Raw genomic sequence first — 23,867 nt, 5'->3', positions numbered from 1 at the left:
ACGAATTACATTGGTGTTTCTGATAGCCAAATTAACGATGATCATTATGCGAGAAATGCAGTTCAAATTATTTTTTACGCACCAAGGATGGCAATCCTATAACACTTCAATTTTCCTTGTAGCCGTGCCGCTGGATATAATCGGTCGGGCTTAGTCCGTACATCTTCTTGAATAACGTGGTGAAATGCGTCTGATTAGTGAAGCCAAGTGCATAGGCCACCTGCGAAATATTCATCTTTTTCTCCAGCAGCAGTTTTTCAGCCTGCTGCAGCCTGATATTTCGGATAAACTCCCCTGTTGAAATGCCGGTCAGGGACTTTACCTTGCGGTGCAGCTGTACGCGGCTCAGCCCGACTTCGTCAGCCAGAAACTGCACATTGAACTCTGGATTTTCCAGATATTGGTTGACCGTTCTGAGGATACGTTCCATCAACTGTTCATCACTGGACTTGAAGCTGATCGTCTTTACCTTGCCATCCTGTTGCTGCGCCCCCGAAAATTTCCCTTTCACTTTCATGCGGTTTTTGATCAGGTTGCCGACCATCAGATGCAGTTCGTCAACCATAAAAGGCTTGGTCAGATAGGCATCTGCACCCAGGCCGATGCCTTCCATACGGTCTTCCGTATTGGTGCGCGCTGTCAGCAGGATTACCGGTATATGGTTGGTGGTACTGTTGCTCTTAATTTTCTTGACCAGGGTATAGCCGTCCATGGCCGGCATGGCGACGTCAGAAATAATCAGGTCGGGCTGCTCGGCCAGGGCCAGTTGAAATCCCTCACTGCCATTTTGTGCAACCAGAACCTTATAGCCACAGGCCAGCTCCTGACGCAAAAACTGCAGGATGTCCCAGTCGTCATCGATCACCAGAACCTTATAACCTGTCTTCTGGTAGCCGTTTTTGGGCGGCTGCTGATCACTAACGACGGCTTTTTCAGGTTGTTGATCGATAGGCGTATGCAGTGGCTGAAAGGCGACCAAGTCTTCCTTGCGTAGGTGTCTATGGCCCATCGGAAGGCTGATCACAAAGCAGCAGCCGCTGCTGTCCTTTCTATTTTCGGCATGTACCCGTCCACCATGTAGTTCGACCAGTACTTTGGTCAGGTGGAGGCCGATGCCGGATCCCTGACGCTTGGCGGCACCGTCCGCAGTGGACTGGTAATACCGCTTGAACACATGACGGATATCGTTCTCGGGTATACCGGTCCCCGTATCGCTGACGACAAGCTGGAGACTTTCGCCCCCGTTTTTCCCTGCTTGGACAGCCAGCGAAAGGCTGATCTTTCCGCCGTCAGGCGTAAACTTAAACGCATTGGACACGATATTGTGGATGATCTTTTCAAAGCTGCCCGCATCGATCCATAACGGGATCTCATCGGCTTCGCTGTGTACCGACAGCTCGATCTGATGGGCCAGCGCCTGATCCTCGAAGGCCCTGATGACCTGCTTCACATAGTTCACAGCATTGACAGGGGCAAACTTGAGGTTCAGGTGTCCGCTTTCGAGCTTGCGGATGTCGAGCAGCTGATTGACCAAACTGAGGATCCGCTGTGCATTGCGGTTCATATTCTGCAGCGTCGAACTCGTCTGGGGATCTGGAGCATGCCTAATCAGTTTGTCGATCGGACTCATCACAAGGGTCAGCGGAGAGCGGATTTCATGGGAGATATCCGTAAAGAGCTGCAACCTGAAAGCATGCAGGCGTTCGAGCCGCCGCTCGCGCAGGTATTTGCTGATCAGGAAGACGAGACCGGCAATCAGCAGGAAATACACAAAATAGGCCATACCGCTGAGGTACCAGGGCGGCAGGATATGCAGTAACACCGTACGGCTCGGCGAATAGGCGCCAAATTTACAGGCCCGTATTTCGAGCTCATGCTCCCCCGAAGACAGGTTGTTGTAGGTAATCAGATTGACTCCGGCCAGCGTGGCGTTCCAGCTTTTGTTGATGCCCTTGATGCGGTACTCGTAATGGACGTTTTCGGGACTGTTGAAGTCCATAGTGGACAGTTCAAAGGTAAAACTGTCGTCATTGTTGTGAAAAAAGAACGCATTGGCGGCCATCAGGTCGCCCTGATAGATGACGCTGCCGCTGGGAGACATACCCGGCTTGATCGGCTGATTTTTGACATAGAGGTTGGTAATCAGCACCGGGTAGGAGTAGGTCTGCAACTGAATCTTTTCGGGAAAAAAAGAGGTGATGCCCTGCCTGCCGCCATAGTATATTTTCCCATCATTATCCTGGAAGAAAACGCTGCGGTTGTAGGACCGGTCAACTAGCCCATCCCCCGTATAATAGCTTACGATTTTTCCCGACGTTGGATTCAAACAGTTGATTCCCTTGAAGGTGCTGCACCAGATATGGCCCCTTCGGTCCCAGCCCAGACCTGATATCACGTTGCTGGACAAGCCATTGTTGCTGGTATAACTGCGGATCTTGCCGTTTTTTTTGTTAATTTGATAGAGCCCATTGTAGGTTCCCGCCCAGATATGGCCGGCTCGGTCCTCGAGGAGTGAGATCGTGATCTGCTCGGAGAGCCTATGGTCGGTAAATTGTCCGGAGAAGCTGTTACGGACAGGATCATAGCAGCTGATACCTTTATGGTGACCCAGCCACACGAGGCCATCCTGATCGCACAGGACAGCCGAAATCCAGTCATTGGCCAGTGCACCTTTTGTCGAATTGGCGGTGTTCATGCTGAAAATTCGAGATACTCCGGTATGGCTGTCGTACTCGACAAATCCGGTACCGAAAGTAGCGATGTAGATTTTGTTGTTTCTGCCCAGGGCAAATGCTTTGACCTGTTTGTTGGAACAGATATTTAGATTATCAGTGTTACCGGTATGCGGATCAATGCCTCCTAAGCCTTTTTCGTACGAGCTGAACCAGATCGTGCCGTCTGCCCCAGTTTCGAGTTTGGTGACATCCTGAATGGTATTTATTTGTTGATGTGAGCTGCCTTGTGGATCAGTTTTGAATATGCCGCCGTGCTCCAGGGCATACCAGATGTTGCCGTCCCGATCCCGGGTGATCGCGGTGATGTTCTTTTGATCAGTTTTTTCACGGCTCAGGATGCGCCAGAATTCAAACTGCTTGCTCTGCCCCGGAATAAAGACCAGCCCCCGCTGAAACCAGCCGAGCCAGAGGTTGTTTTCGCGGTCCTGCAGAATCGTACGGATACGCCCCCGCCGGTAGTCGTTGTCCAGATTGGGCAGTTCGGCAGGTGCCGCGATCAACGGCGCCCGTCCTAGATCCAGATACCAGAGGCCGTCCTCCTCGGTACTGATCAGCAAATGGTTTTTTATGGTATTGGAAAGCTGGATCCCTGTCACGGTAGACCGGAATTTTTCCTTGAAGTCCACGACTTCAAAACTGTTTTTCACCGCATCATAACGGCATATTTTGGAGGGTGAGGCAAATACGAGCCTGCCGTCGGTCTGCTCGACGATGTCGTAATTGCCACCCTTGGGCTGTGGCAATAGGTCGGAAACAAGTCGCTTGGCCTGTTTCTGGTCGGCCGAGATACGTGATACGCCCACGCGGTCCACCGCTACCCAGGTTGCGCGGTGCTGGTCTTCAAAGATGCTGCGGGCAAACATGCCACCTACCTGTGCATTGATTCTCGGCAGCGATACAGCCTGTCTGCGGCTGGCCTGGATATCGAAGATGCCCCAACCCGAAGTGGCCACCCAGATGTGTCCGTCCTTTTTATGGATGATATCCGTGATGTGTGGCGCGATCTGGTTGGGAAAACGGATGCGCACAAACTGATCGCTGTTTTCATCATAGTACTGCAAACCGTTGTTGCAACCTACCCACAGCCTTTTGTCATGGTCCAGATAAAGAATGATAATATTGTTGCTGGATATGGAGGTGCTGTCCTGCACGTCATGCAGATACTGCACAAAACGGGTGCCGTCAAATTTGTTGAGCCCATATTCGGTGCCGGTCCAGATGTAACCGTGCTTGTCCTGACTGATACTGCTGGTCAGGTTGGAAGAAAGTTCGCCAAAGCCATAGTCCCGATTGTCATAGATACGCGTGGCCTGTCCATGTGCATAGAGTACAAAAGCAAATAATAGGATGACTGTCGAAAAAAAATCCCTCCGCATTGGTTTTATTGGTTTAGGTGTTGAAGATACATATTATTGCGCAACCTTGAAAAGAAAAAAACGTTTGCGGCCCAGTAAACGCTGTTTTTGGCGCTGATGAAACAAATTGAAATAAATATGAAACATGACTGGGTGCTATTGCAACAAAGGCCAAAGGGAATGTAACAGATACGAATGTCGCTACCGCCCGGGACTACTAATTTTAGATTTTCCAGAATAGGGGAATGTATTGCATCCCAGGGACCCGCCTTGTGCAGGGATAGGTTGCTGTCTGTGCTGAACCCAGGAAAGGGAAAAATACCAATTGTAAATAAGGTCATCATGTTATTATTGAATAAAATGAAGTTATCCGCTACACGGATCTGTACCGGTCTTTTGACTGGGTACCGCTACGGCAAGGCATTGTTGGCTGCGACGGTGCTGCTTTGCTATGCAGGCAATACCCGGGCTATGTCCCATAATGCAGCGGATACGGTAACGACGGGCTTGGTGGTCCGGGATGCCCAGCCGGGTTATCTGCCGCTGGTCAGGGATGGCCTGCCGTTGCCCATGCTCGTCGATCCCCAGGACCATAAGGGGGTACATCGGGCCTTCGATAATCTGAAAAAAGACTTTTTGCGCGTCACGGGCCATAATCCCGGTCAGCAGCAACAGAGCCGCTCCAAAATAATTATCGGCACCTATGGCAAATCGGCGCTGATCGACAGCCTTGTCCGTAAAGGCCTTCTGAACAGCAAAGAGCTGGCTGGAAAGCGGGAAAAGTTTGTGATGACAGTGGTCAGGCAGCCCCTGGACGGGCTTGAATCGGCCCTGGTCATCGCCGGCAGCGACAAGCGCGGCACAATCTACGGCATTTACGAACTGTCGGCTCAGATTGGCGTGTCGCCCTGGTATTACTGGGCGGATGTACCGGTCCGAAAAGCGGCACAGTTGTATATCAAGCCCGGAGTCTATACACAGGGGGAGCCAAAGGTCAGGTACCGCGGTATTTTCCTGAACGATGAGGCTCCGGCACTAAGTGGTTGGTCTAAAGCTACATTCGGTGGGTTTAACGCGGATTTCTATGAAAAGGTGTTCGAACTGCTGCTACGGCTCAAAGCCAATTACCTCTGGCCGGCCATGTGGGGGAGCGCCTTTTACGATGATGATCCCCGCAATGGATCGCTGGCGGATGAGATGGGTATCGTGATGGGAACCTCGCACCACGAACCGATGGCAAGGGCTCAGGCCGAATGGAGACGCTACGGAAATGGTGGCAGCTGGGATTATACCAAGAATAAAGCGGGCCTGCAGGAGTTCTGGCGCGGTGGTATGCAACGCGCGCGGGCCTGGGAGTCCATCATTACCATCGCCATGCGCGGCGACGGGGATGAGCCCATGAGCGAAGAGCAGAATGTCGGACTGCTCGAGCAGATCGTCAGGGACCAGCGCCGCCTGATCGCCAAGACAACGGGCCGGCCGGCTGCCGAAACACCGCAGCTATGGGCTCTCTACAAAGAAGTGCAGGACTATTATGATAAGGGTATGCGCGTACCGGACGATGTGACTCTGCTGCTCTGTGACGACAACTGGGGCAATGTCCGCAAGCTACCCGAACGGGATGCTAAGCCACGCCCGGGCGGTTATGGTATGTATTACCACTTTGATTATGTAGGCGGTCCCCGCAATTCCAAATGGATCAATGTATCGCAGATACAGCGTGTCTGGGAGCAGATGAACCTGACCTACCGGCACGGCGTGGACCGCATCTGGATCGTCAACGTCGGCGATCTCAAGCCGATGGAATTTCCTATCTCATTTTTTCTGGACATGGCCTGGGATCCGGACCGCTTTGACGCCGGCAACCTGATGGTCTATACCGAGCAGTGGTGCCGGCAGCAGTTTGGCGAGGCTTATGCGACCGAAGCCGCCGGACTGATCAATCGCTATAGCAAATACAATCATCGGGTCACACCCGAACTGCTGAACGAAAAGACATTTAGTCTGACACATTATAGCGAGTTTGACAGCGTCGTCAACGACTATAAAACGTTGGCCATGGAAGCCTCGCGCCTTTATTACCTGCTACCGGATTCGCTAAAGGATGCATTTGACCAGCTTGTGGTATTTCCGATCAATGCCTGCGCCAACCTGTATGAAATGTACCATGCCAAAGCCATGAACGAGTACTGCTATGTAAGAAATGACCGCAAGGCAAATGACTGGGCCGACAAGGTAAAAGCCTGCTTCCGCCGAGATTCATTGTTCAGCTACCACTACAACCATAAGATCGCCGACGGCAAATGGCAACACATGATGGACCAGGTGCGTATCGGCTACAGCAGCTGGAACGAGCCACCACGGGCGGTCATGCCCACAGTACGCTATCTGCCGGAACCTGCTACCGCCTCTGTACCAAGGGTATTTGTCGAGGCGGATGGCTATATCGCCATGGAAGCGGCAAGCTATGCAGCAGCAGGCAGCGCTCCGGGCGTCATATGGACGGAGATCCCTGATCTCGGAAAGACCGTTTCGGCTATGACAACGCTTCCGGTCACGGCCAACTTGGGGGACAATACGGCCTTGGAATACAGGATACGCATGAAAGAAAAGCGCGAAGCGAAAATCATCGTGCTGCTGTCGCCCACGCTGAATTTCAATGGAAACCGCGGGCTGCGCTATGCCATCTCAATAGACGGTGGCCCCGAAACGCTGGTCAACTTTAACGGCCACTACAAGGGGGAACTGGGGCAGTGGCAGGCGCGCCGCATCATTGAAAGTGTTTCGACCCACAGCCTGCTTCCGGGGGAGCATTCGCTTAAAATCCGCTTCGTGGATCAGGGCATTGTCCTGCAGCGCATCCTCATTGACCTGGGCGGGCTCAAGCCTTCGTACCTGGGACCGCGGGAGAGTGCGACGCAAAGTCCCGCGAACTAGGGACCGACAAGGATAAACGCCACAGGCAGCGCAAATGCCTGCTAAAAATGAATGATTATACATATGATTTAATATATGAATGCAAAAACACAAAAGGTTGGTTTCTGGGAAAAGGTAGGTTACAGCATGGGAGATGGCTCAGCCAACCTCGTCTTCCAGATGATGATGATGTTTCAGCTGTTTTTTTATACCGATGTATTCGGCATAAAAGCGACCACAGCTGGATTTATACTGCTGTTTGCAAGAGTCTTCGATGCCTTTGTGGACCCACTGGCGGGTATTCTCGCCGACCGTACGCATACCCGCTGGGGCAAGTACCGCCCCTGGGTGCTCTGGACTGCGCTGCCTTTTGCGGTGTTTTTTGTCCTTTCTTTTACAACACCTGACTTGGAGGAACGTGGAAAAATATGGTATGCGGGCATTACCTACACGCTGCTGATGTCGATCTATTCGTTCAACAATACGCCGTATGCCTCGCTTGGTGGCGTGATGACCAGCGACATCAAGGAGCGTACGAGCATATCGTCCATACGTTTTGTGACGGCGACCATCGCGACCTTTGTGGTCCAGGGGCTCACGCTGCCCTTGGTGGCTAAGCTCGGTAATGGCAACGCGGCCAGCGGCTGGATGTATACCATCATGATCTACGCCGCTGTGGCCTTCGTCCTGCTGCTGGTGGCCTTTTTGTCGGCACGCGAACGCATTACCCCGCCAGCGGGACAGACGAGTTCGGTCCGTCAGGACTTTCGCGATATCTTCTCCTGCCGCCCCTGGAAAGCGATGTTTGTGCTGACTTTATTCCTGTTCATCACCCTGGCGCTCTGGGGAAGCAGCATGTCTTACTTCTTCAATTATTATGTGGATAAGGAAGCGCTGTTTGCCTTTATGGCACAGTTTGGTCTGGCCAGGGATGCGGCTGCTGAAACGGGGTTTGGACACCGCATATTGGATGCCTTCGGGTTGATTGTCTATAGTCCCGGACAGGTATTTGCTGTAGGCTTTAGCTTTTTCAACATGGCGGGCCAGCTGGTCACGCTGCTGGGCGTGATCTTCTTGTCCCGCTGGCTGTCGGGTATCTTCGGGAAACGCAATGTCTTTATCGTCTGCCTGGCATTGACCGCCATTTTTACGGCTATGCTCTTTATGGTGCCGGCTGATGCTATCGGCAGCCTGTTTGTGATCAATATCCTGAAAAGCCTGGCCTATGCACCGACCATACCACTGCTCTGGGCGATGATGGGGGACGTGGCGGATTTCTCGGAGTGGAAAAACCACCGCCGGGCAACAGGATTCGTGTTTGCCGGAATTGTCTTTGCGTTAAAAGCCGGACTGGGTATTGGCGGGGCGCTCTGCGGCTCGTTTATCGACGCATTCGGCTTTGTGGCAAACACGGTTCAGAATGAACAGGCGATACTGGGCATCCGGCTGAGTGCCAGCGTGATTCCTGCGATGACCTTTCTGGTCGGGGTGGTGGCCCTGCTGTTTTATCCGATTACCAAGCAGGTGAATGAAGATTTACAGGCGGAGCTTCATCTGCGGCGCACATCAGCCAGCAAAAGCCCTGAACAATCTTAAAAAATAGCTGGGCTCTGCGCTCAGACAATCATTTGAAATGAACTGAATTGAATAACAGGGTGAACGTTTCATGAATACACATGAAGGCGGACACCTGATCAAATAACTAATTTACGTATGAATACAACAAAAAAGCTGGCGATGCTGATCGCGGGATGTATGCTGTTGTCGGGTCCGGGCCTGTTGGCACAGCAGGCCGCGCAGCGTGGTACGCTAAAAGCTGCTTTTGCTGACAAGTTTGACATCGGCACAGCGCTCAGCCTCAAACAGATTTATGAGCGGGACAAGATGGTTATGCCACTGATCGAAAGTCAGTTTAACGCGCTTACCGCCGAAAATTGCATGAAGGCCATGTACCTGCAGCCCCGTGAGGGCGAGTTTAACTTCAAGGATGCCGACCGCTTTGTGGAATATGGCGAAAAGCATGGCATGCGCCTGATCGGCCATACGCTGATCTGGCATTCGCAGGCACCGGCCTGGTTTTTTAAAGGCAAAGATGGCCGGGACGTATCCCGCGAGGTGCTGATCGAACGCATGCGCAAGCATATCCATACCGTTGTGTCCCGCTACAAGGGACGGATCAAGGGCTGGGATGTGGTCAACGAAGCCATTCTCGACAACGGTGAATGGCGCAGGAGCAAGTTTTATGACATCATCGGCGAGGACTTTGTGCGGCTGGCCTTCCAGTTTGCCCGCGAGGCAGACCCTCAGGTACAGCTCTATTACAACGATTACTCCATGTTCCTGAAAGGAAAACGCAAAGGCGTGGTCAGCATGGTTCGCCAGCTGCAGCAGCAAGGGGTCAAGGTCGATGGCATCGGCATGCAGGGCCATCTGAATATCGATTATCCCAAGGTGTCCGACTTTGAAGATAGCCTTCTGGCTTTTGCCGCCCTTGGTGTGAAGGTCATGATCACTGAAATGGATATCTCGGTGCTTCCCTCGCCGCGGCAGACCATGGGAGCCGAGGTCAGCACCCATTTCAAATACGATAAACAGCTGAACCCATACGCCAAGGGACTACCCGCGGATAAGGAACAGCAGCTGGCGCAGCGCTATAAGGATTTCTTTACGCTGTTTCTCAAACATCGTGACAAAATCGACCGCGTCACGGTCTGGGGTGTCACAGATGGCGACTCCTGGAAAAACAACTGGCCGGTGCCCGGACGTACGGATTATCCCTTGCTGTTTGACCGCAACTATCAGCCCAAGTCTTTTGTGCAGGACTTGATAAAAATGGCCACCAAATAAATATAAATGAACTGAACAGATATAAACATGAAAAAGCAAGCACGTTACTTATTTCCTAAAGACTATATGGCTGATCCGTCAGCGCATGTATTTGAGGGTAAAATCTATATTTATCCGTCCCACGACCGTGAAAGTGGTATCGCCGAAAACGATAATGGCGACCATTTTGACATGCAGGATTACCATGCCTTTTCACTGAGCTCGGTAGATGCCGAGGTGACCGACCACGGGTGTATCCTGTCCGTGGGCGACATCCCTTGGGCGGGAAGGCAGCTCTGGGATTCGGATGTGGCCCATAAGGACGGGAAGTACTACCTCTACTACTCGCTAAAGGACAAGAATGATGTTTTCCGCCTTGGCGTGGCCGTCGGTGATCGGCCGGAGGGGCCTTTTGTACCTTGTCCGGATCCCATACGCGGCAGTTACAGCATCGATCCCTGTGCTTTTGAGGACAATGGACAGCACTATCTGTACTTTGGTGGCATCTGGGGTGGGCAGCTGCAGTATTACCGCAACAACAAGCTGACTATGCCCGGGCAGCTACCGGAGGTAGGGCAACCGGCGCTATGTCCCAAGGTTGTGCGCCTGTCGGACGATATGCAGCAGTTCGCCGAGGAGCCTCGGGACCTGCTGATCCTCGATGAAAAGGGCCAGCCCCTGTTGCAGGGGGATATCGACCGCCGTTTTTTTGAGGCTTCGTGGATGCACTGCTATCAGGGTAAATATTATTTTTCTTATTCCACGGGCGACAGCCACCTGCTGTGCTACGCGATAGGGGACAACCCTTATGGTCCCTTTACCTACCAGGGTGTTATTCTGACGCCGGTAGTGGGCTGGACCACTCACCACAGTATCCTCGAGTTTGAGGGGCGTTGGTATCTGTTTCATCACGATTCGGTGCCTTCGGGCGGGCGGACATGGCTGCGTAGCATGAAAGTGGTGGAGATCGACTACGATGCGGATGGTCGTATCCTAACTGTGGAGGGCAGCTGATGGGGAATGTCATCTGGTATATCGTATGTCTACTGGGGGTCCTCTGCCATCAGGTGTGTAAGGCCGAGGACGGCAGCCAGCTTTGGTTGCGTTATGCTAGGGTAACCACCAATGAGGCTGCACTCCGCAAGATCCATTGCCCGTACCACGATGCGGTGGCCAGTACGGCAGCGGTGGAGCTGCAGGACTACTGGCGCCAGGGAGATGTGGATCTGCAGCTGAACAAAAAGTGGCCAAAGCGCCAGCCGGACGGATACCGGATCCGCTCGCTGGGCAGCAAAACGGTGATCAGTGCGGGCAACAGCACTGGGCTCCTGTACGGGGCTTTTCACCTGCTGCGGCTACAGCAGCAGGGCGCGGCGCTGCATGGACTCGACATCAGCGAAAAGCCCAGCTATGAACTACGGATGCTCAACCACTGGGATAATCTGGATGGCACGGTCGAGCGTGGCTATGCAGGGCATTCGCTCTGGAAATGGGAAGAGCTCCCCGGTGTAATTTCACCGCGGTACCGCGAGTATGCACGGGCAAATGCCTCGATCGGGATCAACGCCGTTGTGCTCAACAATGTCAACGCATCGCCGCTGATCTTGCGCGGCGACTACCTGGAAAAGGTAAAGACTCTGGCCGATATTTTCCGGCCCTACGGGATCCGTGTGTTTCTGTCCATTAATTTTTCCGCTCCCGCACTGCTGGGAAATCTGCCGGATTCGGATCCGCTCCGTCCGGCGGTGGCAGGCTGGTGGAAGGACAAGGCCGACGAGATCTACCGGCTGATACCGGACTTTGGCGGCTTTCTGGTCAAAGCCAATTCGGAGGGGCAGCCCGGACCGCAGGATTATGGCCGTACGCATGCCGATGGAGCCAATATGCTAGCCGCAGCACTCAGACCGCACCGGGGGCTCGTTTTATGGCGGGCGTTTGTATACAACCCCTCGGCGGAAGACCGGGCCAAACAGGCATATCAGGAGTTTGTACCCCTGGATGGCCAGTTTGACGACAATGTGATCCTTCAGATCAAAAATGGGCCTATCGATTTCCAGCCGCGTGAACCGTTTAACCCGCTGTTCGGTGCGATGCCTAGAACCAGTCAGATGGTCGAATTCCAGATTACACAGGAATACCTGGGCTTCTCCAACCACTTGGTCTACTTGGCGCCCCTGTTTAAGGAAACGCTGGATGCCCAGACTTATTTCCGCCCCGAGGCAGGCACGGTAGCGGGGATAACGCAGCGGGGGCCGCATCCGATATCGGCCATTGCGGGTGTGGCCAATATCGGGGAGGACCGCAACTGGTGCGGCCATCACTTTGCCCAGGCTAACTGGTACGCCTTTGGAAGGCTAGCCTGGAATACCGACCTGTCCAGCGATAGCCTGGCGCGGGAGTGGCTCTCGATGACCTTCTCACCGGATCCGACCCTAGTCAATCCGCTGTCGGAGCTGATGGTGAAATCCCGAGAGGCTGTGGTCAACTATATGATGCCGCTGGGCTTGCACCATATTTTTGCTTTTGAGCATCATTATGGGCCGCAACCCTGGGGCGATATTCCTGGCGGAAGGCCGGACTGGATGCCTTGGTACTATCATAACGCGGATTCGCTGGGTATCGGATTTGACCGTACGGCCACAGGGAGCAATGCCGTGGCACAATACCGCAGCCCGCTCAGGGAGCAGTTTGGCCAGATCGGCAGCTGCCCCGACCAATACCTGCTCTGGTTTCACCATGTGCCCTGGAACCATCGCATGAAAAACGGTCGCTCCCTATGGGACAACCTCTGCTATACCTATCAGCTGGGCGTTGATCAGGTGCGGAATTTTCAGCGGGAATGGGATAGCCTGGAAAGGAAAATGGATGCACAGCGCTTTAAAGAGGTGCAGTCCAAACTAAAAATTCAGGCACGGGACGCAGTATGGTGGCGTGATGCCTGCCTGCTGTATTTTCAAACCTTCTCCAAGATGCCGATTCCGGCTGCACTGGAACGCCCCGTGCATGAACTGGACGAACTGAAAAAAATCAGGCTGGACCTCAAGCATCATAATTAGCTGGCACCGGGCGCATTTTTTTTACTGAGAGACCGTCCAGAATGCCGTAAAAGGGCAATGGAGAAAGAAGAAAGGATGTGGTAACAAATTGAAATGTTTTTGTTACAAATTTTAATTGTTGCCTATACACTTAAAACTATGTTTGTAGGCAAATAAACCAAATTATAAATAAACCAATCATGTTAAAGCGGAAGGGGAAAACGATGCTGGGCATGTCTGTAGTGATATTGGCTACATTAACAGCATTCAGTACACAAGAGCATAAACGCAAATTGCAGGGAGATCGCCTCTCTGAACCTGTATTTTCGGATTTTGTCTATAAAGGCGAAGATGCAGTTTACAAAGAAAATCCATTAAAACCGGGGCAGTTCTATTCGCCCATTCTACAGGGATGTTATCCCGATCCGAGCATTACACGTAAAGGTAATGACTATTACCTGGTGAATTCCTCCTTTTCGGTGTTTCCGGGGGTGCCTATTTTCCACTCTTTGGATCTGGTCAACTGGACCCAGCTGGGGCATGTCTTGGACCGTGAATCGCAGCTGAAAGTGCAGACGGCAGGCATCAGTGCGGGAATATATGCCCCAGATATCGTGTACAACCGGCACAACGACACGTTTTACATGATCACGACGCAGATTGCTTCGGGCATCGGAAATATGGTTGTCAAGACCAAAGACCCCAAAGCGGGAAACTGGTCCGACCCTGTCAAGCTGGATTTTGACGGCATTGATCCGGCCCTGTTTTTTGATGATGACGGCAAAGCTTATGTCGTGCATAACGATGCGCCGGATAAAGGCAAACAACGCTATGAGGGCCACCGCGTGATTAAGCTCTGGGCATATGATACCGAAAAGGATCAGGTCATCCAAGGAAGTGACCGGATCCTGGTGGACGGTGGTGTGCATCCGGCTGAAAATCCCATCTGGATTGAAGGACCGCATATTTACAAAAAAGATGGCAGGTACTACCTGATGTGTGCCGAGGGCGGCACGGGCAGCGATCACAGTGAAGTGATCTTCTCGAGCGACCATGTCGCAGGACCTTACAGCCCGGCACCCAAAAATCCGATACTCTCCCAGCGCCATCTGGACAAAAATAGGCCCAACCCAGTGGAATGGGCAGGGCATGCGGATCTGGTCGAAGGTCCGCATGGATCCTGGTATGGCGTATTTCTGGGCGTCAGACCCAACGAAGTGAAACGGGTCAACACGGGTCGCGAAACCTTTATTCTACCGGTCGACTGGTCGGGTGAATGGCCGATCTTTGAAGGGGGGATGGAAGCGCTCAAACCGAGCGTGCGGATGCCTGCGGGCGTCAACAACAGGAGCCATGCCCCGGGCTATTTTCCCAATGGCAATTTTACGTTCACCGATCCGCTGACCACCGCAGTGCTAGATCACCGCTGGGTCGCCCTGCGTGGTGCCCGCGAGAAATTTTTGCAGGCCACGGACAAGGGCATTGTCTTCAGATCGTATGCCGTGGATATCAGTGAGCAAAAACCAATTTCGGCCTTATTTTATCGGCAACAGCACAAAAATTTTGAGAGCAGCGTATCATTGGACTACGTGCCGGCCTCGGCTTCGGACCTGGCGGGCATCACCTGTCTGCAAAGTGAAAAGTACCATTATGTGCTCGGCGTCACCAAGCTCGATAACGAGGACCATATCGTCCTTGCCAAAAACGAAAACGGCAGCACCCGGATCCTGGCCAAAGAGAAAATCAATCTAAACGCGAAGGTGCAGCTGAAGGTACAAGCCGCTGGCGACGCCTATCAGTTTGCCTATGCCGTTGGGAAGGGGCCATTCCGGAAAATCGGCAATACTGTGTCAGGCGACATTCTGTCGACGGACGTGGCCGGTGGATTCACGGGCGCGCTGATCGGCCTGTACAGCACGACAGCGAACAGGATCCGATAGACAGCTGAATGCGTAAAGACTATTGAAATGACGATTATAAACACAACTGAAAACAAAATTTTCTTAAATCCCTAAGTTATGAGAATAATGAAGTTTACGATTCCTGTGCAACGACAACGATGGCTACAGTATGGAATACTGTCCTTGCTCTTTTTGCTGGCAGCGCTGCAGCTGGCTTTTGCACAGGATAAACTGGTCAATGGGCTGGTCTCAGACCAGCAGAAACAGCCCATTGAAGGGGTGACCGTATCCGTCAAGGGCGGCACCAAGAGTACGACAACAGACAGTAAGGGCACATTTGCCATTGAGGCCGGCAACGGCGCTGTGCTGGTCTTCACCAATGTCGGCTACAAAACAGCCGAAGTGCCGGTAGGCGCCAATAACCGCGTGCAGGTGACGCTGCAATCCGATGATATTGCCATGGAAGAGGTGGTGGTCATCGGTTATGGTACGCAGCGCAAAGAAGCCGTGACGGGTTCGGTGGCCTCGGTGAGCGGTGCGACGATGAACGAAGTGCCAGCAGCCAACATCAGCCGCGCCCTACAGGGCCGTATTGCGGGGGTCAATATGCAGCAGAATTCGTCCAAGCCGGGTTCTCCGATGCAGATCCGGATCCGCGGTACACGCTCGCTGACCGCCGACAACAATCCGCTGATCGTGCTCGACGGAATTCCGTTTGCAGGTTCCATCTCAGACATCAACCCCGCGGACATCAAGAGTGTGGATGTGCTCAAAGATGCTTCGGCAACGGCAATCTACGGTTCGCGTGGTGCCAACGGCGTGATCCTCGTGACCACTAACAAGGGACGGATGGGGCAGCAAGCGCAGCTGGCGTACAACGGTTTTACCGGATTGCGTACAGTATTTGCCAAATATCCAATGATGTCGGGGCCGGAGTTTGCCGAAATGCGCCGCTATGTGGGACAGTTCCAGAATACCCTCGATGAGTCGGACGACACCAATACGGACTGGCAGGACCTCTTTTACAAAAATGGAATGGTCAATAGCCACGATATCAGTGTCAACGGCGGGGCAGAGAAAGGAAATTACAACTTCGGTGCCGGTTACTTCCGCGATGAAGGTGTGATTCCCCTGCAGAACTATACCCGCTACAATCTCCGTGCTGCACTGGACCAGCAGGTGGGCAAAATATTTAAATTTGGCTTCAACCTCAACCAGAGCTATAGCATTACCAATGGCAACAACCTAGGCCTGTATGGTGTGCTGAGCGCTTCGCCGATAGCCAATCCCTTTAATACGGATGGCACACTAAAATCCCGTATTCAGCAGCAGACATCGGGTCAGCAGTGGGTGCATACCCGCGAGTCCTATGAGGCGCTGGGGGACAGCTATATCAACCAGCAGCGCGTGTTCGGTTCGTACAACAACATGTACGGGGAGATACGGATTCCCGGCGTGGAGGGGCTGACCTACCGCACCAACCTTGGTCTCAACTTCCGTCAGAACAATGATGGCAGCTATACCGGACAAGGCGTATTCAGCGGTACCCCCGACAATGTGTCCACAGCTTCGGTCGCAAACGGCAGAACGGTACAGTGGGTGATGGAAAACCTGCTGACCTACGATCGTACTTTTGCGCAGAAGCATAACCTCAACTTGGTAGCGCTTTATTCAGCCGAGCAGAACACTACCAACAGCACGCTGATATCGGCCCGCGATATTCCGATCGATGCATTCCAGTTTTATAATATCGGCCGCGCACAGGGGGAGATCATTGTCAACCCCGACCAGCAGGGCTATGCCAAGAGCAGCCTGATGTCTTTTATGGGGCGCGCTATGTATACCTTTGACAACCGCTACATGCTGACGATGACCATGCGCCGCGACGGCTCCTCGCGATTGGCACCGGGGCATAAATGGCACGCCTATCCGGCGATTTCGGCAGGATGGAACATCCACAACGAGAAGTTCATGTCCGCCCTGCCGTGGATAAACCAGCTCAAGCTGCGCCTCGGCTATGGTCAGACGTCCAATCAGGCAGTTGATCCGTACAAGACCTTGGGGCTGCTGAGTACAAGACCATATAATTTCGATACGCAGTTCCTGACAGGCTACTATATGTCCGAACTGCCCAATCCTTCGCTGGGCTGGGAGTTTTCCAAGACCTATAACTACGGTCTGGACTTCGGTCTCTTCAACAACAGGGTCAGCGGTACCATGGAATACTATGTGCAGAATACCGACAATATATTGCTGCGCGTGGGACTGCCACCTACTAATGGCGGCGGCAGCTACATGGCCAATATCGGAAAGACGCAGAACAAAGGCTTTGAACTCTCCCTAAACGGTGCGGTGATCGACAATGAAAACGGCTGGAAATGGGATGTGGGGGTCAACCTGTATGCAAACCGCAATAAGCTCGTCGAACTGACCTCCGGAAGCCAGCGCGATGAAGGCAACCAATGGTTTGTCGGCCATCCGATCGACGTGATCTTTGACTACAAGAAAATCGGGTTGTGGCAGGCCGACGATCCGTATAGGGATATCCTGGAGCCGGGTGGCAATGCGGGGATGATCAAAGTGGAGTATACGGGTGAATACGACGAAAATGGCGTGCCTACACGGGCGATTGGTGCTGCGGACCGGCAGATCATCAATATCCAGCCCAATTTTCTGGGTGGTTTCAATACGCGTCTGGCCTACAAAAATGTCGACCTGAATGTGGTGGGTACCTTCCAGAATGGGGGCACGCTGATCAGTTCGCTCTACGGAAGCACCGGTTACCTTAACCAGCTGAATACCCGCGCGGGCAACAACGTGAGCGTCGAATACTGGCGTGAAGATCGTACGGATGCCAAATATCCGAAACCGGGGGGCATACAGAGCGGTGACAACCCTAAATACGGCAGTACGCTGGGATATTTCGATGCGTCCTATCTGAAGGTGCGTACGATCACGATGGGATACAACTTTAAACAAAAGTGGGTGGAACGCATGGGCATCGGCCGTCTGCGCCTCTATGCGACGGTGGAAAATCCATTCGTCCTATTCTCGCCCTACCACAAGGAATCAGGCGGTGATCCGGAACCCAATTCCTATGGCGACGAGAATGTCGCCGTGGGTGGCCTGAGACGGATATTGGTGGTCGGTACAAATACACCGGCAATGAGAAGTTATATTCTGGGGCTCAATCTTTCATTTTAAAACATTCAGGCATGAAAACTTTCAATTCAAAACTTATCATAGGGCTCTGCGTTGGTTCACTGATGCTCGGCATGAACAGCTGCTCCAAATTTTTAGATGAACAGCCTAGAGGAATCTTTACGCCGGGGGATTTTAAGACACCAAACGGTATCAACAACAGTATTGTGGGACTTTATGCCCACCTTCGCAACATATATGGACAGGCCTATTATTACAATGCCTGCCTGACGGGGACCGATGAGGTGACCTATGCGCAGAGCGCGGACGAAAACTTTCAGGTGATGGACCTTACAGGTCTCAGTACGATGACGGCTGTAAATAGCAGGGCGGATGTGGCATGGCAGGCCGCCCTGCCCAACATCAACATGGCCTCGGGCATCATCGAGAATGCGCCGGCAGTGGGCACTTCGCCCGCGATCATCGCCGAAGCACACTTTTTCCGCGCATTTGATTATTTCCTGCTGCTGCAGACTTTCGGAGGTGTGCCGCTCGACCTGGGTGGGGGCGAACTCAAGTACAGCACGTCCGTGGAACGTAAGTCCAAACGAAATACCGTGGCCGAGGTGTATACCCGGGCAGTTTTCCCCGACCTGATCAAGGCCATTAGCGATCTGCCCGATGCACCGCGCTTAAAGGGAGCCGTCAGTAAGACGGTCGCCCGTTTATATCTAGCAAAGGCCTATCTGACCTACGCCTGGTGGTTGGAAAATCCGAAAAATATACCGACTTATCCGGAGACTGCACGGACGGATCCCGACGGCAAGACCAGTGCCTGGTATTTTCAGCAGGCTTACGACATGGCCGTGGCTGCTATTGAAAACCCGGGACTGTATGGCCTGCAGCCCACCTTTTACGATGTAAACGTCGGGACCAATGACCGCAACAACGAGATTCTGCTCTTTGCTGACCATACCGAAGACAGCGAACTGTACAACGGCGGCAGCCTGAGCTATGGCAGTGGTGGTGCACCCGACAACTTTGCGGGCTGGATGATGACCTGGAATTACACGTCGATCACGAGTTCCAAAACAACGGCCTGGAATACCGCCGATCTAGTGAACTCGGTACAGCGGGAGGCCGCACAGGCACTGGGACGCCCATGGACACGGATGGCACCGACGATTAATGTGGTGACCGAGACTTTTGCCGACAAAACCAACGACTCGCGCTACGACGGCACCTTTACCACGGTGTACCGCGGTAACTGGAACAAGGCAAATATCAGCAACTCTTCGCTGTTCAACGCCAATAACATGCCCGTCAAACCGGGAGAGGCCATCCTGACTTTTTTGAATGAGGAGCCACAGACGCCGATCAACTATGACAACAAAACCTACAAGAGCAGTATCGGTGCGGGGGTAGTCCCCGGCCGGGCCGACTACGTGATCTCTCCGGAGGGCATCAGCCGACGTGTCTATCCTGGACTGTGGAAACTGGGCCCTTACCGCACCGACAATGGCAATGGTCTGGGACAACCTAATGCGGGCAGTACGCGGCCGTTCAATATTGCCAAGTTTTCCGAGCTGTACTTTATCGCTGCCGAGGCGGCAGTAAAGGGTGCGACGGCCAAAGCCGGCAAGAGTGCACGCGACCTGATCAACGTGATCCGCGGCCGCGCGGGGGTATGGCGCTGGGACAACAACGGCAACACGGCCAAGCAAGCCAACCACCGTGCCGAAATGCTGGCTGCGACGCCGGCTCAGATCACGCTCAATTACATCTTGGCCGAACGTTCACGTGAGTATTACGGTGAGGGCTACCGCTGGTATGACCTCGTGCGTACACAGACTTGGTCCGACATCGCTAAAACCTACCGTATTGCCGGTTCGAATGTAGGTGACCACACGCCAGCAACCTTCACCCGGTCGATACAACCCTTCCACTACCTGCGGCCTATCCCGCAGGGACAGCTGGATGCCATGGATATGTCGGCAGCCGAAAAAGCAGCTTACCAGAATCCGGGATATAACTAATAGGACTGCAGGACATGCCATCTGTACAGGATGAGCAGTCCTGCACCGCTATTTGTGGAATTTGCAATCTATGAAGATGAAAAAAAGAAAAGCTTGTGCTCTTGCCCTGACCTTAGCTCTGCTCCTCTACGCTGCATTGTCGTCCGCAGCGGTGCGGTTGCCTGCGCTGATAGCAGACCGCATGGTGCTGCAGCGTGATACCGAACTGAAAATCTGGGGCTGGGCCGACAACGGTGAAAAAATAACGGTACGTTTTCGTGGCCAAAGCTACCAGACCGAGGCGGATGCGGCCGGTAACTGGGCCATCAGGTTGCCGGCACAAAAAGCCGGAGGCCCCTATCTGCTGCAGGTCAATGAGATCGCTGTCCGCGATGTCCTGATCGGCGATGTGTGGCTTTGCTCAGGGCAGTCCAATATGGAGACACCAATAGAAAGGCTGGTGGAACGGTTTCCGGAGATCAATTCATCCAATAACCATATGATCCGTTATTTTAAGGTGCCGACACAGAGCGTGCTGGAACGCCGCAGCGAAATAGCCGGTGGCGGGCGCTGGTACTCCGCTGTGGCTTCGGAAGTCATGAACTGGACGGCGTTGGCCTATTTCTATGCACAGCAGAGCTACACCCATACCGGCGTACCCGTGGGCATGCTCGTGTCGAGCCTCGGCGGCTCGAACATCGAAAGCTGGATCAGCCAGGATCAGCTCAAAGAATTTCCGAGGCTGCTGCTCGACCGCTCCGCACTGGACAGCATGCAGCTGGCGCAGCAGGACCGGGGTATCCGGGACTGGATAAAACCAGACTGGGACGACAGCAGCTGGCCTACCTTTACCGTGCCGGGCTGGTGGCGGGATCAACAGCTGGATAGCAAAGGAGTGCTCTATTTTAGAAAATCATTTGAATTGCCGGCCGAACTGGCGGGCCGGTACGGCATGTTGTATCTGGGAACGCTGATCGACAGTGATTCGGTATTTGTTAATGGCCACTTTGTAGGTGCCACCGGCTATATGTATCCGCCTCGCAAGTACGCTGTACGCGCAGGTATCCTGCGTGCAGGTTACAATACCGTGACGATACGCCTGCGGTCCAACACCGGTCATGGGGGATTTGTGGAAGGCAAGTCCTATAAGCTGCAGGTCAATGACAACGAGATCAATCTGGCTGGAGCATGGAAATATCAGGTGGGTATGGATTCCGATCTGGTCAAAAGCTATCTGCCGCGGCTCCAAAATATAAATGAAGTGGGATCAAAGCTGTATAACGGTATGATCTATCCGATAAAAGATGTCGCAGTGAGCGGCGTGATCTGGTACCAGGGAGAGGCTAATACTGGCAATCCGCAGACCTACGAGCAGTATCTCCGTCTGCTGATCAAAGACTGGCGCCTGACGCTGGAGCGCCCGCGGCTACCTTTTTTGCTGGTGCAGCTGCCTAATTATATGCGCAAACAGGAGCGTCCTTCTGAATCGGGATGGGCCGGTATACGTGAAGCGCAGTTTAAGGTATCCCGTGAGGTCCCCTATACAGCGCTGACGGTCAACTATGATATTGGCGAGTGGAACGATATTCATCCCCTGAATAAAAAAGACCTTGCTGCACGGTTGCTGCTGGCTGCCCGCAAACTGGTGTACGGTGAAAAGCTGGTAAGCTCAGGACCCGTCTATGAGCGTATGGAAATCAAGGACAGCAGGATCGTGCTCTTTTTTAAGGAGGTCGGCACTGGACTGGCAAGCAGGGACGGGCAGCCATTGAGACACTTTGCCATCGCTGGGCAGGACCGCCAGTTTGTCTGGGCGGACGCTGTTGTCAAGGGCAATACCGTCGTGGTCAGTCATAGGGATATAGCCCACCCCGTGGCGGTACGCTATGCCTGGAGTGATAATCCGGAGGATGCTAATCTGATCAACAGGCAACAGCTGCTGGCCTCTCCGTTTCGGACCGATAGCTGGTAATGAAAAAAATCAAAACTATTTTATCAAAAGTTGTTTTTAATTGATTGTAATCATAGGTTAGTTAAAACATAGGTAATGGGTCGTTTTTACAAAAATCTAAGATTCCAGCATAATCATCTTCAACAGTAGCATAGTCAAATGCTTGTTTTTGCATTGACTGCTATCTGTATTTTATCGGAATATAAATACCGGCAATTGTGTCCGCATTCATTCGCTCTTTAATTTCCTTTTTCAATTTGTTTTCCTTAGGTTTAAATGCCTTAAGGAGAGAATCTTCTTTTACATAATAACTAGCTGAGAGCAGCTGTTTATAGTATTTTAATATCACATCTTTTTTAAGTTGTGGATTCCTTTATTATTCAAATATGTAAATAATGGAGATTTACCAAACGAAAGGAGCGAGTCAATCAATTCAAATGCACTTTCGAGCTCGTTGTCGGTTAATTCATGTAACTCTTCCTCATCAATATGCTTGATTACATTTTTTAGACTGTCTGAAACGTTAAGATTTAAGAATAAAGCTGTTTCTTTTAGATTTCTAGGAAGTGTGTTTTGCGCAGTAGCAGAACGCAGTGACCAAACAGCTGATATAAGTGCAAGCAATATAAATTTTAGGATAGTCATATCATTGATATAGAGCAATAAAAAATAGTTAATTGATCACTATTTTTTATTATCTTAAAGGCGCAGATCATAGTGAAAACCGACTTAAGATAATGCTCGAACAATTCAAAAAACACATTCAGAAGTTTATTTGTGTCTCCGATGAGGAATTTGTGGAAATAGCCGGATATTTTCAGGTGGAGACTTTCAAAAAAAAGGAAAACCTGCTAACAGAAGGCCAATTTTGCAAAGCAAGTTATTTTGTGCTGGATGGAATTTTAAGAAAATTTTTTATCAATGAAAAAGGTGTCGAGCAGACCACTGAATTTGCTGTTGAAAACTGGTGGATGACAGAGACTTTCTCCTACATCAACCAGATACCAACAGAATTTTACATCCAGGCCGTACTGCCGGCCAAGGTTTTGGTAATCCGCCAGAAGGCCTACGATGAGCTATTGGAAAAACACCCGGTCATGGAAAAGTATTTCCGCTGCATTTATCAGAAAGCTTACGCCGCAGCACAGATGCGCGTCAAGTTGCTTTATGAACATTCCAGGGAAGAATTATACCGTCAATTTCTCAAAAATTATCCGGCTTTTCTGCAACGGGTCCCACAATATCTGATTGCTTCCTATCTCGGCTTCACACCCGAATATCTGAGCGAAATCCGTAAAAAGAATTTTTCTTAAACCCGTTTAAGTTTTTCCCGATTTCAATTTTCCAATTTTGTAGTATCAAATTAAAACAAAAGAAAAATGGAAAAACGAATCAACATCAGCACGGTAGAACCACAGGCATTCAAAGCGATGTTAGGATTAGAAGGTTATCTTTCAAAAATTGATATTTCACAAACGCTAAAAGAGCTAGTCAAAATCCGTGCGTCACAGATCAACAACTGTGCTTACTGTATCAGCATGCATACCAAAGATGCCATCAAAAATGGTGAGACCCCTGAACGTATCTTCCTGATAAGTGCATGGAGAGAAGCAACCAAATTCTTCACGCAACAGGAGCAGATCATACTGGCCATGACAGAAGAAATAACGCTTATTCACCACAGCGGGCTGAGTGAAGATACCTACCGCCAGGCATCAGAATTTTTCACTGAAAACCAGATCGCTCAGATCATTATGCTTATTGTGACCATCAATGGCTGGAACAGGATCGCCTTGAGCACCCATCTTGAAATAGAAGATTAAATGTGTACCACACAGCGGAGCTAATGAAAAGGACAAGAAGTCGTTCATTAGCTCCCTAAATCCTAAATCATGCGGCCGTGGCGAAAACAGCGAAATAACATGACCCCCACAACAAAGTTAAATTGAACTCCACAACAAAACTTCTTAAAAGCAATTCCCCGAATTTTGT

General features: G+C 51.9%; 13 protein-coding genes. 11 read left to right on the top strand and 2 right to left on the bottom strand.

Annotation, left to right across the window (positions count from 1 at the left end; all coding sequences use genetic code 11):
* Nucleotides 1–106: 106 nt before the first annotated feature.
* A complete protein-coding gene (locus tag DCO56_RS05255; RefSeq protein ID WP_108632650.1) occupies nt 107–4,111 on the bottom strand; it encodes a hybrid sensor histidine kinase/response regulator transcription factor in 4,005 nt (1,334 codons plus the stop codon).
* 321 nt (nt 4,112–4,432) lie between these two features.
* Here DCO56_RS05255 and DCO56_RS05250 point away from each other — a divergent pair, with 321 nt between their 5' ends.
* The 9 genes from DCO56_RS05250 (at nt 4,433) to DCO56_RS05210 (ending at nt 21,896) form a co-directional block, all read left to right on the top strand.
* The gene (locus DCO56_RS05250; RefSeq protein ID WP_245935782.1) at nt 4,433–7,027 is read left to right on the top strand and encodes a glycosyl hydrolase 115 family protein; all 2,595 of its coding nucleotides are present in this window, start codon (nt 4,433–4,435) and stop codon (nt 7,025–7,027) included.
* A 75-nt stretch (nt 7,028–7,102) separates the two neighbouring features.
* Nucleotides 7,103–8,602, top strand: a complete 1,500-nt coding sequence (locus DCO56_RS05245; protein WP_108632649.1) for an MFS transporter — start codon at nt 7,103–7,105, stop codon at nt 8,600–8,602.
* A gap of 117 nt (nt 8,603–8,719) precedes the next feature.
* Nucleotides 8,720–9,853: an endo-1,4-beta-xylanase gene (locus DCO56_RS05240; RefSeq protein WP_108632648.1), complete on the top strand. Its 1,134-nt coding sequence runs from the start codon at nt 8,720–8,722 to the stop codon at nt 9,851–9,853.
* 27 nt (nt 9,854–9,880) lie between these two features.
* Complete coding sequence (locus DCO56_RS05235) at nt 9,881–10,846, top strand: glycoside hydrolase family 43 protein (protein ID WP_108632647.1); 966 nt, start codon at nt 9,881–9,883, stop codon at nt 10,844–10,846.
* Nucleotides 10,846–12,888, top strand: a complete 2,043-nt coding sequence (locus DCO56_RS05230) for an alpha-glucuronidase (RefSeq protein ID WP_108632646.1) — start codon at nt 10,846–10,848, stop codon at nt 12,886–12,888. Before DCO56_RS05235 ends, DCO56_RS05230 begins: the two co-directional genes overlap by 1 nt.
* Nucleotides 12,889–13,067: 179 nt before the next feature.
* Nucleotides 13,068–14,807, top strand: a complete 1,740-nt coding sequence (locus DCO56_RS05225; RefSeq protein ID WP_219929318.1) for a glycoside hydrolase family 43 protein — start codon at nt 13,068–13,070, stop codon at nt 14,805–14,807.
* A 78-nt stretch (nt 14,808–14,885) separates the two neighbouring features.
* Nucleotides 14,886–17,972, top strand: a complete 3,087-nt coding sequence (locus tag DCO56_RS05220; RefSeq protein WP_219929317.1) for a SusC/RagA family TonB-linked outer membrane protein — start codon at nt 14,886–14,888, stop codon at nt 17,970–17,972.
* Nucleotides 17,973–17,983: 11 nt separating this feature from the next.
* A complete protein-coding gene (locus tag DCO56_RS05215) occupies nt 17,984–19,945 on the top strand; it encodes a RagB/SusD family nutrient uptake outer membrane protein (protein ID WP_108632644.1) in 1,962 nt (653 codons plus the stop codon).
* 76 nt (nt 19,946–20,021) lie between these two features.
* A complete protein-coding gene (locus DCO56_RS05210; protein WP_219929316.1) occupies nt 20,022–21,896 on the top strand; it encodes a sialate O-acetylesterase in 1,875 nt (624 codons plus the stop codon).
* A 324-nt stretch (nt 21,897–22,220) separates the two neighbouring features.
* On the opposite strand, the gene DCO56_RS05205 is transcribed toward DCO56_RS05210, so the two are convergent.
* Nucleotides 22,221–22,520, bottom strand: coding sequence for a hypothetical protein (locus DCO56_RS05205; protein WP_108632643.1), 300 nt, complete (start codon nt 22,518–22,520; stop codon nt 22,221–22,223).
* Nucleotides 22,521–22,552: 32 nt separating this feature from the next.
* On the opposite strand from DCO56_RS05205, the gene DCO56_RS05200 reads away from it, so the two are divergent.
* Entirely contained in the window at nt 22,553–23,188 is a 636-nt protein-coding gene (locus DCO56_RS05200; protein ID WP_342749288.1) for a Crp/Fnr family transcriptional regulator, read from the top strand.
* A 66-nt stretch (nt 23,189–23,254) separates the two neighbouring features.
* A complete protein-coding gene (locus DCO56_RS05195; protein WP_108632641.1) occupies nt 23,255–23,698 on the top strand; it encodes a carboxymuconolactone decarboxylase family protein in 444 nt (147 codons plus the stop codon).
* The last annotated feature ends 169 nt before the right edge of the window (nt 23,699–23,867 follow it).

The sequence above is a fragment of the Sphingobacterium athyrii genome (genome assembly GCF_003071065.1).
GTDB lineage: Bacteria > Bacteroidota > Bacteroidia > Sphingobacteriales > Sphingobacteriaceae > Sphingobacterium > Sphingobacterium athyrii.
The sequence above is the reverse complement of the archived record's forward strand: the minus strand, read 5'-3'. Positions and strand labels throughout refer to the sequence as shown.

What these genes read in the sequence shown, in the direction of transcription:
- DCO56_RS05255 (WP_108632650.1), bottom strand. Translation starts at nt 4,111, where the DNA reads ATGCGGAGGGATTTTTTTTCGACAGTCATCCTATTATTTGCTTTTGTA.
- DCO56_RS05250 (WP_245935782.1), top strand. Translation starts at nt 4,433, where the DNA reads ATGTTATTATTGAATAAAATGAAGTTATCCGCTACACGGATCTGTACC.
- DCO56_RS05245 (WP_108632649.1), top strand. Translation starts at nt 7,103, where the DNA reads ATGAATGCAAAAACACAAAAGGTTGGTTTCTGGGAAAAGGTAGGTTAC.
- DCO56_RS05240 (WP_108632648.1), top strand. Translation starts at nt 8,720, where the DNA reads ATGAATACAACAAAAAAGCTGGCGATGCTGATCGCGGGATGTATGCTG.
- DCO56_RS05235 (WP_108632647.1), top strand. Translation starts at nt 9,881, where the DNA reads ATGAAAAAGCAAGCACGTTACTTATTTCCTAAAGACTATATGGCTGAT.
- DCO56_RS05230 (WP_108632646.1), top strand. Translation starts at nt 10,846, where the DNA reads ATGGGGAATGTCATCTGGTATATCGTATGTCTACTGGGGGTCCTCTGC.
- DCO56_RS05225 (WP_219929318.1), top strand. Translation starts at nt 13,068, where the DNA reads ATGTTAAAGCGGAAGGGGAAAACGATGCTGGGCATGTCTGTAGTGATA.
- DCO56_RS05220 (WP_219929317.1), top strand. Translation starts at nt 14,886, where the DNA reads ATGAGAATAATGAAGTTTACGATTCCTGTGCAACGACAACGATGGCTA.
- DCO56_RS05215 (WP_108632644.1), top strand. Translation starts at nt 17,984, where the DNA reads ATGAAAACTTTCAATTCAAAACTTATCATAGGGCTCTGCGTTGGTTCA.
- DCO56_RS05210 (WP_219929316.1), top strand. Translation starts at nt 20,022, where the DNA reads ATGAAAAAAAGAAAAGCTTGTGCTCTTGCCCTGACCTTAGCTCTGCTC.
- DCO56_RS05205 (WP_108632643.1), bottom strand. Translation starts at nt 22,520, where the DNA reads ATGACTATCCTAAAATTTATATTGCTTGCACTTATATCAGCTGTTTGG.
- DCO56_RS05195 (WP_108632641.1), top strand. Translation starts at nt 23,255, where the DNA reads ATGGAAAAACGAATCAACATCAGCACGGTAGAACCACAGGCATTCAAA.